Source organism: Nocardia puris (assembly GCF_036051655.1).
GTDB lineage: Bacteria > Actinomycetota > Actinomycetes > Mycobacteriales > Mycobacteriaceae > Nocardia > Nocardia puris.
This window is the reverse complement of sequence record NZ_CP107943.1, coordinates 4374431-4388795: the sequence shown is the minus strand read 5'-3', so window position 1 is coordinate 4388795 and position 14365 is coordinate 4374431. Positions and strand designations below refer to the sequence as shown.

At 68.0% G+C, this 14365-nt stretch carries 11 protein-coding genes, 2 tRNA genes and 1 pseudogene; 6 read left to right on the top strand and 8 right to left on the bottom strand.

Annotated elements, in window-relative coordinates; translation table 11 throughout:
- Positions 1–24: 24 nt before the first annotated feature.
- The 3 genes from OHB21_RS20265 to OHB21_RS20255 form a co-directional block, all read right to left on the bottom strand.
- Positions 25–618 carry an ATP-dependent Clp protease proteolytic subunit gene (locus OHB21_RS20265; RefSeq protein ID WP_067512418.1) on the bottom strand — a complete coding sequence of 198 codons (594 nt, stop codon included), beginning with the start codon at positions 616–618 and terminating at the stop codon, positions 25–27.
- A gap of 250 nt (positions 619–868) precedes the next feature.
- Complete coding sequence (tig, locus tag OHB21_RS20260) at positions 869–2233, bottom strand: trigger factor (protein WP_067512472.1); 1365 nt, start codon at positions 2231–2233, stop codon at positions 869–871.
- Positions 2234–2393: 160 nt separating this feature from the next.
- Entirely contained in the window at positions 2394–2951 is a 558-nt protein-coding gene (locus OHB21_RS20255; protein WP_067512420.1) for an FKBP-type peptidyl-prolyl cis-trans isomerase, read from the bottom strand.
- Between the two features lie 213 nt (positions 2952–3164).
- On the opposite strand from OHB21_RS20255, the gene OHB21_RS20250 reads away from it, so the two are divergent.
- From OHB21_RS20250 to OHB21_RS20240, 3 genes are read left to right on the top strand one after another with little or no spacing between them, the layout of a single operon-like run.
- Complete coding sequence (locus OHB21_RS20250) at positions 3165–5633, top strand: phosphoketolase family protein (protein WP_195125803.1); 2469 nt, start codon at positions 3165–3167, stop codon at positions 5631–5633.
- 48 nt (positions 5634–5681) lie between these two features.
- On the top strand, positions 5682–7352 hold the full coding sequence (locus tag OHB21_RS20245; protein ID WP_067512422.1) for a 3' terminal RNA ribose 2'-O-methyltransferase Hen1: 1671 nt from the start codon (positions 5682–5684) through the stop codon (positions 7350–7352).
- Positions 7349–9949 carry a polynucleotide kinase-phosphatase gene (locus OHB21_RS20240; RefSeq protein ID WP_324192040.1) on the top strand — a complete coding sequence of 867 codons (2601 nt, stop codon included), beginning with the start codon at positions 7349–7351 and terminating at the stop codon, positions 9947–9949. Before OHB21_RS20245 ends, OHB21_RS20240 begins: the two co-directional genes overlap by 4 nt.
- A gap of 349 nt (positions 9950–10298) precedes the next feature.
- On the opposite strand, the gene OHB21_RS20235 is transcribed toward OHB21_RS20240, so the two are convergent.
- Entirely contained in the window at positions 10299–10706 is a 408-nt protein-coding gene (locus OHB21_RS20235) for a DUF1801 domain-containing protein (protein ID WP_195125804.1), read from the bottom strand.
- A 136-nt stretch (positions 10707–10842) separates the two neighbouring features.
- On the opposite strand from OHB21_RS20235, the gene OHB21_RS20230 reads away from it, so the two are divergent.
- From OHB21_RS20230 to OHB21_RS20220, 3 genes are all read left to right on the top strand, one after another.
- Positions 10843–10913 (top strand) — tRNA-Gly (locus tag OHB21_RS20230).
- A 43-nt stretch (positions 10914–10956) separates the two neighbouring features.
- Positions 10957–11033 (top strand) — tRNA-Pro (locus tag OHB21_RS20225).
- Between the two features lie 307 nt (positions 11034–11340).
- Entirely contained in the window at positions 11341–11619 is a 279-nt protein-coding gene (locus tag OHB21_RS20220) for a hypothetical protein (RefSeq protein WP_147265876.1), read from the top strand.
- Between the two features lie 24 nt (positions 11620–11643).
- Here OHB21_RS20220 and OHB21_RS37565 read toward each other — a convergent pair.
- From OHB21_RS37565 to OHB21_RS20205, 4 genes and pseudogenes are all read right to left on the bottom strand, one after another.
- Positions 11644–12750, bottom strand: a pseudogene (locus OHB21_RS37565) (recombinase family protein); the annotation flags it as partial.
- Positions 12747–13199, bottom strand: a complete 453-nt coding sequence (locus OHB21_RS20215; RefSeq protein WP_084538009.1) for a recombinase family protein — start codon at positions 13197–13199, stop codon at positions 12747–12749. The pseudogene OHB21_RS37565 and the gene OHB21_RS20215, both read right to left, overlap by 4 nt.
- A complete protein-coding gene (locus OHB21_RS20210; RefSeq protein ID WP_084538010.1) occupies positions 13196–13846 on the bottom strand; it encodes an ImmA/IrrE family metallo-endopeptidase in 651 nt (216 codons plus the stop codon). The genes OHB21_RS20215 and OHB21_RS20210 overlap by 4 nt, the downstream gene beginning before the upstream one ends.
- A 50-nt stretch (positions 13847–13896) precedes the next feature.
- A complete protein-coding gene (locus OHB21_RS20205; RefSeq protein ID WP_084538011.1) occupies positions 13897–14283 on the bottom strand; it encodes a helix-turn-helix domain-containing protein in 387 nt (128 codons plus the stop codon).
- Positions 14284–14365: the final 82 nt, after the last annotated feature.

The following is a 14365-nucleotide window of genomic DNA, read 5'->3' as shown; positions in this document are numbered from 1 at the left end:
ATTGGGTGCGGCGCTGGCCGCGGCTCACCCGGCCGAGCCGTTGGTGGCGGCGGGGTTCGCGCCCCTGATCACGTGATCGATGAAGCCGTACTCGAGGGCTTCCTGCGCCGTGAACCAGCGGTCGCGATCGGCATCGGCGGCGACCTGCTCCACGGACTGGCCGGTGTGCAGGGCCTGCAACTCGTTGAGTTCCTGCTTCAGACGGACGAACTGCTCGGCCATGATGGCGATATCGGCCGCCGAACCACCGATGCCCGCCGACGGCTGGTGCATCATGATCCGCGCGTGCGGCAGCGCGTGGCGCTTGCCCTTGGTGCCCGCGGTGAGCAGGAACTGGCCCATCGAGGCGGCCAGGCCCAGACCGTAGGTGGCGATATCGCACGCGGCCAGCTGCATGGTGTCGTAGATGGCCATGCCCGCCGACACCGAGCCGCCCGGCGAGTTGATGTAGAGCGCGATGTCCTTGGTGGGATCCTCCGCCGAGAGCAGCAGGATCTGCGCGCACAGCTTGTTCGCGATGTCGTCGTCGACCTGGGTGCCGAGGAAGATGATGCGCTCGCGCAGCAGGCGCTCGTACACCGAGTCACTGAGATTGAGACCAGCAGTCGCGGATGTCATGACCCCTGCCTGGTTGTTCGTCACGGATACCTGCCTTCTCTTCGCACCGGCTTGTCACTGAAAGCTACACAGCGCGCCTCGGCGCGCAGCTCTCAACGGTTCGTTGTCACAAACACTAACGAAGTAGGGCGGCACCGAACTTCCGGTACCGCCCTACTTCTCTCACAGCAGAACTTCGGGCGCGCCCCGGCCGGACGCACCGGCCGTCGCGGCGGCACACGAAAGCCCGTCACGCTGTGGATTCACGGATCTACTCGGCGTTCTCGGCGGCCTCGCCCTTGTCCTCGGCGTCCGCGGGGGCGCCGAACATCTCGGCGGTGTCCACGGCGCTGCCCTCGGAGTCGGTGACCTTGGCCCGGCCCACCACGCCGGCCAGCGCCTTGCCGCGGCGCACGTCGGCGAACACCGCGCCGAGCTGGTTGGCCTGCTGCACCTGCTGGATGAACTGCTCCGGCGACATGCCGTAGCGCTGCGCCTGGAACAGGATGCGCTCGGTGAGCTCCTCCTGGCCGACCTGGGTGTTCTCCGCCTCGGCGATCGCGTCCAGCAGCAGCTGGGTCTTCACCGACTTCTCGGCGGCCTCCTTGGTGTCGGCGTCGAACTCCTCGCGGCTCGAGCCCTGCGCCTCGAGCGCCTCGGCCAGCTTGGCCTCGTCGTGGTCGAAGCCGTGCACGGCGTCGTGCAGCACGGCGTCGATCTCGGCCTGCACGACCTTCTCCGGCAGCGGGATCTCGGTCTGCTCCAGCAGCGCCTCGAGCACCTTGTCGCGGATCTCGCCGGCCTGCTGCACCTTCTTGACGCGCTCGGCGCGGGTGCGCAGATCGGTCTTCAGTTCCTCGAGGGTGTCGAATTCCGAAGCCAGCTGGGCGAATTCGTCGTCGGCCTCGGGCAGCTCGCGCTCCTTCACCGACTGCACGGTGACGGTGATGACCGCTTCCTTGCCCGCGTGCTCACCGGCCACCAGCGTGGAGGTGAACTCCTTGGACTCGCCGGCCGACAGACCCACGATCGCCTCGTCCAGGCCCTCGATGAGCTGGCCGGAGCCGACCTCGTGGGACAGGCCGGTGGTGGACGCCTCGGCGACCTCCTCGCCGTCCACGGTGGCCGAGAGGTCGATGGAGACGAAATCGCCCTCCTGGACCGCGCGCTCGACGCCGGTCAGAGTGCCGAAGCGCTGGCGCAGCGAGGTGAGCTGCTCCTCGATGTCGGCGTCGTCCACGGTGAACGCGTCGACGGTCACCTCGATGTCGCCGAACTCGGGCAGGGTGATCTCGGGGCGCACGTCGACCTCGGCGGTGAACGCGAGCTCCTCGCCGTCCTCGATCTTGGTGATCTCGATGTCGGGCTGGCCGATGACCTTCACCTCGGAGGTGGTGACGGCCTCGCTGTAGCGGCCCGGCAGCACGTCGTTGACGACCTGCTCCAGGATCGCGCCGCGGCCCAGGCGGGCCTCGAGCAGCTTGGCCGGGGCCTTGCCGGGACGGAAGCCGGGGATGCGGACCTGCTTGGCGAGGGCCTTGTAGGCGCGATCGAAGTCCGGCTTCAGTTCCTCGAAGGGCACCTCGACATTGATCCGGACCCGGGTCGGGCTCAGCTGCTCGACGGTGCTCTTCACGGACATGCTCCTTGGTTCGGTGTCAGGTTGGTTCGGTGGTGTTCGGGCAGCGCGTCACGGCGGGTGCGCGCACGCATCCCGACCAGGGTAGTTGACCGGCCGTGGCGGCCTGCACTCGGTCGGGGCACGGCGGCGAGCGCCCACCGTGCCCCGACCGGCGTCAGGCGCCGACGGCGACCGCGTCGGTCACGAAGACCAGCGTCTCGTTGGGCGCGATGCCGTTGCCGCCCTGGCCGTAGCCCAGATCGGGCGGGATGATGAGCAGCCTGCGCGCGCCCTGCTGCACGCCGACCAGGCCCTGGTCCCAGCCCTGGATGACCTCGCCGCCGCCCAGTTCCAGCTCGAACGGGGCGCCGCGGTCGAAGGAGCTGTCCAGCTTCTGCTTGTTCGACCAGGTGACCAGCGAGTAGTTCATGGTGAGCGGCTGGCCGACGGTCGCGCCGGGGCCGCTGCCCTCGACGAGGTCCTTCACGACCAGCTGGGTGGGCGGATCGCAGTCGTCGGGGATGGTGATGGTCGGGTTCTCGCCGAAGCCGCCGGTCACGCCGATGTCGTCGGCGGTGCATTCGCGGCCGTGCTTCTGCTGGGCCGCGGCGGCGGTCGTGGTGGCGGCGGTCGTCGCGGCGGCGCCGCCGTCGTCGTCCGAACCGCAGGCGGTCAGCGCGAACGCGGCCGCGGCGGTGAGCCCGATGCCGAAGATCCTGCCGAGTGTGTGCATGCGGCCGAACCCTAGACGACCGGGCGCCCGCCGTGGGGCGCGCCCCCGCCGGATGCGGCCCGCGCTCACCTTCTTTCGCGGGCGGGCGCGGCCCGCGGTGAGTAGGCTCGGCGGTGATCTCCCGCCCGCCGGAAACGGCGGCGCGCACCGGACCGAACGACGGCGGACCCATCGGGGTACCGCCTCCGCGCCCGACCGTGAGGAGTCCTGCCGATGACCCGGACCGCAGGCGCCGAGGGCGACACCTCGGCCGACAACGTCGGAGCGCACGGCGGCGCTTCGATCGCCCCCACCCCCTACGTCCTGACCGACGCGCCCGGCCCGCTGGCGCACGAGGAACTGGTCGCGCTCGACGCCTTCTGGCGCGCCGCGAACTACCTCGCGGTGGGCCAGATCTATCTGATGGCCAACCCGCTGCTGCGCGAGCCGCTGATTCCCGAGCACATCAAACCGCGGTTGCTCGGCCACTTCGGCACCGTGCCCGGACTGAATCTGGTGTGGACGCACGCCAACCGGGCCATCCGCGCCCGCGATCTGGATGCGGTGTTCGTCGCCGGTCCCGGCCACGGCGGTCCCGGCCCGAACGCGTGCGCGTGGCTGGAGGGCACGTATTCCGAGCTCTACAGCGACATCTCGCGCGACGCGGCGGGGATGGGCGCGCTGTTCGCGCAGTTCTCCTTCCCCGGCGGGGTGCCCAGCCACTGCGCGCCGGAGACGCCCGGTTCCTTCCACGAGGGCGGCGAGCTGGGCTATTCGCTGCTGCACGCGTTCGGCGCCGTGCTCGACAACCCCGATCTGACGGTGTTCTGCGTGGTGGGCGACGGCGAGGCCGAGACCGGTCCGCTCGCGGGCAGCTGGCACGCGAACAAGTTCGTCAACCCCGCGCGCGACGGCGCGGTGCTGCCGATCCTGGCGCTGAACCAGTACAAGATCGCCAACCCGACGCTGTTCGCCCGCATCCCCGAGGACGAGCTGATGTCGCTGCTGCGCGGGTACGGCTACGACCCGGTGCTCGTCGCCGGCGACGATCCGAGCCGCGTGCACCAGGACATGGCCACCGCGCTGGACCGCTGCCTCGACCGGATCGCCGCCGTGCAGCGCGCGGCCCGCGACGGCGCCGACGGCGCGCGCCCGGCCTGGCCGATGATCGTGCTGCGCACCCCGAAGGGCTGGACCTGTCCGCCCGTCGTGGACGGCGACCAGGTGGAGGGCACTTTCCGGGCCCACCAGGTGCCGCTGCCCGCCGCCCGCACCGACGACACGCACCGAGCGGTGCTGGAGCAGTGGTTGCGGTCCTACCGGCCCGACGAGTTGTTCGACGCCGACGGCGCGCCCGTCGCCGCGCTGCTGGACCAGGTGCCGGTCGGCGCGCGCCGGATGAGCGCCAACCCGGTGGCCAACGGCGGCGAGCTGATCCGCGATCTGCGCCTGCCCGACTGGCGCGAATTCGGCGTGGAGGTCGAAGCGCCCGGTGCGATCAAGCGGGAGGCCACCCGGGTGCTCGGCGGGTGGCTGCGCGAGGTCACCCGGCGCAACCCCGACAACTTCCTCACCTTCGCCCCCGACGAACTGGCCAGCAACCGGCTCCAGGACATCCTCGAGGTGACCGGCCGGGACTGGCAGGCCGAGATCGGCGAGTTCGACGTGGACCTCTCGCGCACCGGCCGGGTGATCGAGGTGCTCTCCGAGCACATGTGCGAGGGCCTGCTGGAGGGCTATCTGCTCACCGGCAGGCACGGCGTGTTCACCTGCTACGAGGCGTTCATCCACATCGTCGACGCCATGTTCAACCAGCACGCCAAGTGGCTCGACGCGAGCGCGGCGGTGCCGTGGCGGCGGCCCCTCGCGAGCCTGAACTACCTGCTCTCCTCGCACGTGTGGCGCCAGGACCACAACGGATTCACCCACCAGGACCCGGGATTCCTGGACGTGGTGCTGAACAAGAAGCCCGAGATCGTGCGCGTCTACCTGCCGCCGGACGCCAACACGCTGCTCTCGGTCTACGACCACTGCCTGCGCTCGCGCCACTACGTGAACGTGGTGGTGGCGGGCAAACAACCGCAGGAGGCGTGGCTCTCGGTGCCCGAGGCGGCGGTGCACTGCGCGCGCGGCGTGGGCATCTGGGAGTGGGCGGGCAACGGCGATGTGACCGGCACCGCGCCCGACGTGGTGCTGGCGTGCGCGGGCGACGTGCCCACGCTGGAGACGCTGGCGGCCGCCGCGATCCTGCGGAATCGACTGCCGGACTTGCGCGTTCGCGTGGTGAACGTGGTGGACCTGATGCGGTTGCTGCCCGCCGAGGAGCATCCGCACGGCCTACCCGACAGCGAATTCGACACGTTGTTCACGCGGGACCGTCCGGTGATCTTCGCCTTCCACGGCTACCCGTGGCTGATCCACCGGCTCACCTACCGGCGCACCAACCACGCCGGACTGCACGTGCGCGGCTACAAGGAGAAGGGCACCACCACAACGCCTTTCGACATGGTGATGCTCAACGATCTGGACCGCTACCACCTCGTCATGGACGTGGTGGACCGGGTGCCGGGCCTCGGTGAGCGGGCCGCGGCGCTGCGCCAGGACATGGTGGACGCCCGCTGGCGGGCGCGGGCCTGGACGCGCGAGCACGGCGCCGACATCCCCGCCGTCGCCGACTGGACCTGGCCCGAACCGGGGCTGTAGCACGGAAACCTGGTTGCCGCGCACGCGCCGGTGGGACACGATCGCAGGATGCTCTTGACGATCACCTGCACCCGACCGGACGGCGCCGACTGGCCCGCGACCGACCTGGGCTTCCTGCTGCACAAGAACCCCGCGCGGGTGCAGTCGTTCGAGCAGTCCTACGGCACGGCGCACGTGCTGTACCCCGAGGCGGAGCCACAGCGGTGCAGTGCCGCGCTCGTGCTGGAGGTGGATCCGATCCGGCTGGTGCGCGGACGTTCCCGTGGCACACCGGATTTCAGCCTCGGGCAGTACGTGAACGATCGGCCGTACGCGGCGTCGTCGCTGCTGTCGGTGGCGATCGGGCACGTGTTTCGCACGGCGTTGCAGGGGCGCAGCAAGGATCGGCCCGCGCTGGCCGAGACGCCGCTGCCGCTGCGGGTCGAGCTGCCCGCCGTGCCGTGCCGCGGCGGCGCCGAAGCCGCCGAACGCGTCTTCGCGCCGCTGGGCTGGACCGTCGAAGCGACGCCGATCCCTCTCGATCCGGCGTTCCCGGAGTGGGGCGATTCGCACTACCTGCGCCTGTCGCTCACCGGGACCGTGCGCGTGGGCGAGGCACTGTCACACCTGTACGTGCTGCTGCCCGTCCTGGACGGGGCCAAGCACTACTGGATGGCCGCCGACGAGGTGGACAAGCTGATCCGGGCGGGATCGGGATGGCTCGCGGAACACCCTGAGCGCGGGTGGATCACGCGGCGGTACCTCGCGCGGCGCGAGTCGCTGGTGCGGACGGCCCTGGCCCGGCTCGCCGAGGTGGACGAGGCCGATCCGGACGAGCTGGGCGCGGTCGAGGATCTCGGTGCGGAGGGGGATGAGATGGGCGTGGAGGCCGAGGTGAGGGTGGACGCTACGGGTGCGGCCGACGCGAGTTCGATTGTGAAATCGGCGAATACGGCGGGCGCGACGGATGCGACGACCGCGGCAGGCCCGCCGGACACGGCGACCACGGCGGGCTCGGTGACCACAGCAGACGCCGCAGATGCGACGACTACGGCGACCACCGACGTGCACGGAACGCCCACGGACGCAGCCGAAACCGCCGAGCGCAAGCCGTCTTTGGCGGTCCTGCGCCGCGCCGCCGTGCTCGCCGCGCTGCACGAGACCGGCGCGCGCCGCGTACTCGATCTCGGCTGCGGTGAGGGCGCGCTGCTGCGTCAGCTCATGGCGGACCGGACCTTCGGCGAGATCGTCGGCGTCGATGTGTCGCTGCGGGCGCTGCACATCGCCAAGCGGCGGCTGAAGCTGGACCGGCTGCCCGAGCGGGCCGCGCGGCGGCTCACGCTGATCCAGGGTTCGCTCACCTACACCGACGCGCGGCTGCGCGGGTACGACGCGGCCGTGCTCATGGAGGTGATCGAACACGTCGACCCCCCGCGCCTCGGAGCGCTGGAGCACGCCGTATTCGGCGCCGCCGCACCGGGTTCGGTGATCGTCACCACGCCCAACGCCGAGCACAATGTGCTCTACGACAGTCTGCCCGCGGGCGAGTACCGCCACGACGACCACCGATTCGAGTGGACGCGTGCGGAATTCGCGGACTGGGCCGGCGGGGTCGCCCAACGGCACGGGTACCGGGTCGAGGTGCGTCCCGTCGGACCCGAGCACCCCGACCACGGGGCGGCGACCCAGCTCGCCCTGTTCACCAGGAACACCACCGCCGACGAGAAAGGAGCCGCGTGATTACCGACACGACCGTCGACCTGTCGGTGCCCGAACTGTCCCTCGTCGTGCTGATCGGCAGCACCGGCTCGGGGAAGTCCACGTTCGCGCGAGAACACTTCCCGCACACCGCGATCGTGTCCTCGGACGCGTGCCGCGGCATCGTGAGCGACGACGAGAACGACCAGGCCGCGACGCCCGACGCGTTCGCCCTGGTGCACCACATCGCGGGCATCCGGCTGCGGCGCGGCCTGCGCACCGTGATCGATGCGACCAACGTGCAGCCGCACGCCCGCAAGGAACTGGTGGCGGTGGCCCGCGCGCACGACGTGCTGCCGGTCGCCATCGTGCTCGACGTACCCGACGCGGTGTGCGTGGAGCGCAACAAGTCTCGGCCCGAACGCGCGCACGTGGCGGCGCACGTGGTGCACCGCCAGCAGCGCGAGTTGCGGCGCAGCCTGCGGCACCTGGAACGCGAGGGCTTCCGCGAGGTGTACGTGCTGCGCGGTCTCGAGGAGATCGCGCACGCGCGCATCGTGGACGAGAAGGCGTGGAACGACAAGCGCGATCTCACCGGCCCGTTCGACGTGATCGGTGACGTGCACGGCTGCCGCGCCGAACTGGAAACGCTGCTGGGCGAACTCGGCTACGCGCTGGACCGCGACGAGGCCGGGCGCCCGGTCGGCGCGCGGCACCCGGAGGGTCGCACCGCGGTGTTCGTGGGCGACCTGGTGGACCGCGGCCCGGACACGCCCGGCGTGCTGCGCCTGGTGATGGGCATGGTCGCCGCGGGAACGGCGTTGTGCGTCACCGGGAATCACGAGTTCAAGCTGGTGCGCGCGCTGGACGGCAAGAAGGTGCGGGTGGCGCACGGCCTGGCCGAATCGCTGGCCCAGCTCGAGGCCGAGGACGAGGCATTCCGCAAGGACGCGCTGGAGTTCTGCCGCGGGCTCATCAGCCACTACGTGCTCGACGGCGGCAACCTGGTGGTCGCGCACGCGGGCCTGAAGGAGGAGTACCACGGCCGGGCGTCCGGGCGGGTGCGTTCGTTCGCGATGTACGGCGAATCCACCGGCGAGACCGACGAATACGGCCTGCCGGTGCGCTACCCGTGGGCCGACGACTACCGCGGCCGCGCCACCGTGCTCTACGGGCACACGCCGGTGACGGAGCTGCGGTGGGTGAACAACACCCTGTGCCTGGACACCGGTGTGGTGTTCGGCGGAAAGCTCTCCGCGCTGCGCTACCCCGAGCGCGAGCCGGTTTCCGTTGCAGCCGAACAGGTCTGGTACGAGCCGGTGCGTCCGCTGGCGGCCACCACCGTGGCCACCGGCGACGCCGTGGTGCGCCGCGACCCCGGCGTGCTCGACCTGGACGACGTGCTCGGCAAGCGGGTCGTGCAGACCCGCCACCACGGCCGGATCGGCGTGCAGGAGGAGAACGCGGGCGCCGCGCTGGAGGTGATGAGCCGTTTCGCGGTCGATCCGCGCTGGCTGGTGTACCTGCCGCCGACGATGTCGCCCTGCGCCACCTCGGAATCCGACGGGTACCTGGAGCACCCGGCGGAGGCGTTCGCGTACTACCGCTCCGAGGGCGTACGGCGGGTCGTGTGCGAGGAGAAGCACATGGGGTCACGGGCGGTCGTGGTCGTCACCCGGTCGGCCGAGGCCGCGCTCCGGCGGTTCGGCCTCGAGGGAGACGGTGCGGTCTACACGCGGACCGGCCGTCCGTTCTTCGACGACCCGGCGCGGACTTCGGCACTGCTCACCCGGGTGCGGGCGGCAGCCGAGGCGGCGGGCCTGTTCGAGGAGCTGTCCAGCGACTGGCTGCTGCTCGACACCGAGCTGCTGCCGTGGTCGGCGAAGGCGGTCGGGCTGCTGCGCAATCAGTACGCGGCCGTCGGCGCGGCGGCCGGCGCGGCGCTCGGCGCGGCCGCCGAGGTGCTCGCCGCGGTGGCGGCGCGCGGACTGGACGTGGGCGAGCTCGCCGAGCGCACGGCGCTGCGCCGCGCCGATGCGGCCGCCTTCACCACCGCCTACGGCCGGTACTGCTGGCCGACGGAGGGACTGTCGGGCATCCGGCTCGCGCCGTTCCAGCTGCTGGCCGCCGAGGGCGTCAACCACGCCGTGCGCGACCACGGCTGGCACCTCGAGCGCGCCGACCGCCTGGTCGCCACCGATCCGGAGCTGTTCACGGCCACCGGACGCCGCGTGGTGGACCTGTCCGATCCGGAAGCCGAGGCCGCCGCGACCGCGTGGTGGACGGAGCTCACCGCGGCGGGCGGGGAGGGCATGGTGGTGAAGCCGCACGACTCCCTCGTCCGCGGTGGGAACGGCGACTCGCCCGAAACGACAGGACGTCTCGTGCAGCCGGGCGTGAAATGCCGTGGCCCGGAATATCTCCGGATCATCTACGGCCCGGAGTACCTGCGCGAGGACAACCTTGGCCGCCTGCGCCACCGCGGGCTGGGCCGCAAGCGGTCCATGGCGCTGCGGGAGTACGCCCTGGGCTTGGAAGCCCTCGACCGCCTCGCCGCCGGCGAACCCCTGTGGCGGGTGCACGAAGCGGTGTTCGCGGTGTTGGCGCTGGAGTCGGAGCCCGTCGATCCGCGGTTGTGAGCCGAGACGCGGCCGGTGCCGAGACGCGCCGCAGTGGTGCGCCTTCCAGCGGGGCTTGCTGAGTCGCACCGTGAAGGTCTGCCGGACGGCCCCGGTCGCGACCATCAGCTTGGAAGGCTGAGGTTGCGGCCGGGGTGGTCCGGTCGGCCGGGAAGCGGCCACTCCTCCGGTGCCCCACCCTCCCGCTTCATGCCCGCGATCGCAACCACAACCCCGCTGCCACCACCGCGCGTCCATAGGGGGCCGGCTCGGCCAGTGGGCGACCGCATCCTCGTGCGCGCGGAGGCCGTTTCCGAATCGGCGGGCAGTACGCTGAACGTGTGCGCCGATCATCGACCGAGGACGGCCGCTAACCCGGTGACCGCCCCTCCCCCTTCAGCTTCCGCCAGCCGCCCGCGCGGTTGTCGGCGATGATCTGCCGGAACATCGCCGACAGCGCGGGCGCGTTCACCGTCTCGCCCTCATAGACCGCCACCGTGCGCGCGGTCTTGTTGTCGTGCCCACCGGTGATGATCCCCTCCGGATCGGGCACGATCCCGCCGTCGTACAGGAACACATTGACGTGGTCCTTGGTCGCCAGCAGCGCGCAGATGTTCCCCTCCAGCACGAAATAGGGCCGCACCCGCCGCTTGATCGTCTCCTCGACCTCCGGGTCCGCGCCATGCACCAGCTCGCGCACCTGTTGACACACCGCCCGCTGCCAGGCAGGCAACGCGTCGATGTACTCGTCGACGCGCGGGTCCACCACGTAGGTCATGTCTCGATCGTGACACGCACCACAACCCGCCACCACCCGCCGCGCGCCGACCGGGGCGATTGGCGCAACGCGAACCCGATTCGGTACAGTCGTGGCGCACACGACATCGTGGCGATCCCATCGATGTCGTATGCCCGCGGGTGTAGTTCAATGGTAGAACCTCAGCCTTCCAAGCTGATGGTGCGGGTTCGATTCCCGTCACCCGCTCAAACAGTCATTCCTCGTCGGCGGCCCCACCACCGCGAGGCCACGGGGTGTAGCGCAGCTTGGTAGCGCATCCGCTTTGGGAGCGGAGGGTCGCAGGTTCAAATCCTGTCACCCCGACCATGACAGGTTTACTAGAACCATTGACCGTGAAAACACGGGACAAGGTCGGTAGGTCCGTCTTGGTAGACACAGCAGAAGCCTCCGCGATGCGGGGGCTTCTGCTGTGTGAGGTGACCGTGTCCACGCCCTCGCCCAGATAGGCGCGTTTCGCATCAGCGATCTCTTGGAAGATGGGCGTCTTCTGGTCGCGGGTGACACGGCTGTCATCGAGGTAGATGCGCTCGAAGAAGGTCTGGTTGAGGTGGCGCCGCGCGGCGTTCGAAACGTTGGCATAGAGCTTGCGCGGATCTGAGACGAGATGAAGGGCGTGGCGGAGCGCGTCGGCACCGGTCCCGAGCTCGATGGCAGCTGCCGAGAGCCCGGATTCAGCTCGTTCACGTTCGGACGCAAGTTCAAGCAGCCTGGTGCGGATCTTCGCTTGGGGCATGTCTCCGATAGCCGCGAGCTGAAGGAGACGGTCCTCCTGCTGGTCGATCTCTTTCAGGCGCCGTTTGAGGTTGGCGTGCATCGTGTGCGTCGCAGCTTTTTCGTCGTGCACGACCTGCTCAAGGCGTATCTGGACGGCTTCGGCGAAGTCCTCAGGTAGTTCGAGCGTCTGATAGTGGTCAGCAATAGCCTGCTCCACCAGATCGGCAGGAAGGTGCGGCAAGTCGCACGCTTTCTCCTGTCTGCCTCGGCATAGGAAGTAGTGATACTTCTTCCCAGTTCGGCCCTTGACTTCGACATAGATTAGCCGAGACACGCGCCCATTTTCGTAGCAACGATCGCAGAACAGCGCCCCCTTGAGGTAGTGCATAAGAATGCGATCACGCTGCCCGTAGGCACTGCGAGCGTTGAAAACATCTTGCACTCGTTCAAACAACTCCAGCCCAACGATAGCGGGATGCCGCCCCGGATACTTCTCACCCTTGTACACCACGTAACCAAGATAATATGGGTCGGTGAGCATCTTGTGCAACGTCGACGCTGCAACTGTCCTCGCCGCCGGGTGCCGGGGTGTTCGACGACTTGTCAGCCCCAGGTCCGCCATCGTAGCTTCCAATCGGTCAATACTGTAGTCACCAGTGGCATAAAGCTCGAAAGCGCGCAGCACTAGCGGTGCGCGCTCTTCATCCAGCGCAATTGTATTGACCTGCCGACCCTCAACTTCAACTCGAATATTTCGGTACCCTAGCTTCGCAACGCCGATGGTCCCACCATTGATCGCCTTGTTGCGCATCTTGATACGTATGTCCTCGCCGGACATCTTGTTTTGCATGTCGTTAAAGACATCCGTAATTGCTTCCATAGCCTCCGAGAAGATGCTGTCACCGAAATCCTCACGGGCGGAGACAAGCTTGACATCCAGCTTATCCAGCTCCCGCTTAGTTAGAGCGGCGTCGATGTAGTTCCGGAAAGCGCGGGAGCGCGCGTAGACAATCACGTACTTAACTTCCGGATGTTCGCGCAGGTATCGAATCATGTCCTGGAACTCGCTCCTTTTGTCGATAGTCTGCGCTGACACGCCAGGGTCGAAGAACTCCTCAACAATCCGAGCGCCCAGATTCTCAGCTCGACGATCGACGTGGACGCGCTGCGTCGCGATCGAGTTGCCATCAGGATCAATATCACGGGCGGTGTCGAGCTGTTTCTTACTTGACACCCGAAGATAGGATACAGCCGGGGCCAATTCGGCAGTCGCTAGAGAAAGCCCTGCAGAGAGTGCCGTTCGCGTCATATTATTTCCCCTTTCAGGTCCGCTGCCCGCCGCTTGCCCGACGGCGATGTTGCCAATATGATCCGTACGCCCAGCCGTGAAAAGTGTCCGCGCAACAGTTCAGCGTGATCCGTAGTGCGGGCGAAACGGTGCACACTAGGGAAAATGACATAGCGGATGTCAGGATGGTTCTTGAGATAGGCCAACAGGCGCCGCAGAGCGGGGCGACGACGCAGAGCGGTGGCAGGCGCTCCAATCTCGATGAATTCCTTTACAACGCCAATGCCGTGCTGAAGCGCCGTTCGGTGGCCAGCCTGACGCTGGAGGCCAATCCTGATGGGCTCGCCGCCAGCTGCGATGTCGGCCTGGCTGATCGCGGCGATGGACAGGAACATGACCGCCGGTGGAAAGAGCGGAATACAGGCGTGGTGCGGCCGGGCGAGCCGTTGCAGTACACGGAGCGGTTTCATGCGGCGCCCCCGTCAGGACCAGCAACGTCCGCAGCCCGGTGTCGGCGGGCGCGGCCGGTATCGAGTCCGAGCGGCGTATCCACGAGCCGACGTTCTGTCACGAATTCGGGGACGCTGAAGTGCACGGAAAGCTCGGCGGCCGTGCCGATGTCGTTGCTCCACGCCCGGCGAAGTAGGCGGTCAGGTACAAGAAGGTGATCGGCAAAGTGGTCGGCAGCTTGCTCGGCAAGGTAGCGGCTACTGGTGGCGTCTGTACTGGGATAGAGGTCGTCAGCGTGAGGGTAATCGAGGATGTGCTTGAACTCGCGGGCCAGCGCCCAGCGCTGCTGCTTCCAGCTATCGGCGTACGCAAGTTGGATGACCCACTGCCGAGCGGCGGTATCCCAGAATCCAGCGCTCGGTAGGCGTTGACCGGGAACCCATTCGACGCGAATCCCCCTGAGTTCAGTTATCACCTCCGCTGGAATCATTCCCGTGTCTACTGGATGCGCGTCGAGGAGCATCTCGGCCTGCCGTCGCGCCAGGTGCAGGCTGCGCTCAACAGGAGTAACTCCCACCGCGGCGATCGCCCTAAGCTTTGCCAGCGTTACCCGTGGGGGGTCATTGCCTTCTCTACTTGATTTCAGTGGTGGTACCGCCTGTGACATGTCACATCTCCTTTCTTTACATTTCTTCGCCAACCTCGCCTACTGCACACTTACGCGATAATCCGACGATACGCATGCAGCTCAATCTGATCCCTGGCGGCAATAGCGGCAATAGCTTGCTCAATATCGTCAGCCACACGCCCAGACACCCCTTGGTAGATGACGCGGATTGCGGGCTGGTCTTGCCTAGCTGCAGGTGTCAGCCATCCGGCGATGACATATAGCTCGTCGGCCGCGATGTCGAGGGCATCGGCTATCATGCGCAAGCTGTCTGGCGTCGGTTTGACGAAGACTTCCTGCTCGATTCTGGTTATGGTTGACGGATGCAGCCCCGATCGCTCTGCCAGCTCCGATCGAGTCATGCATAGCTCTTTACGTCGCGTTTTGATGACGTTCGCCAGATTGGCAGCGGAGCCCCTGCTCCTGGATGTACCCATAGTTGTTTCTCCTATTATTGTTACCCAGTCGGAAAATAACTCCTTTCTTGCGCGAAAGCAATTGTTTTTGACAATTTAACAT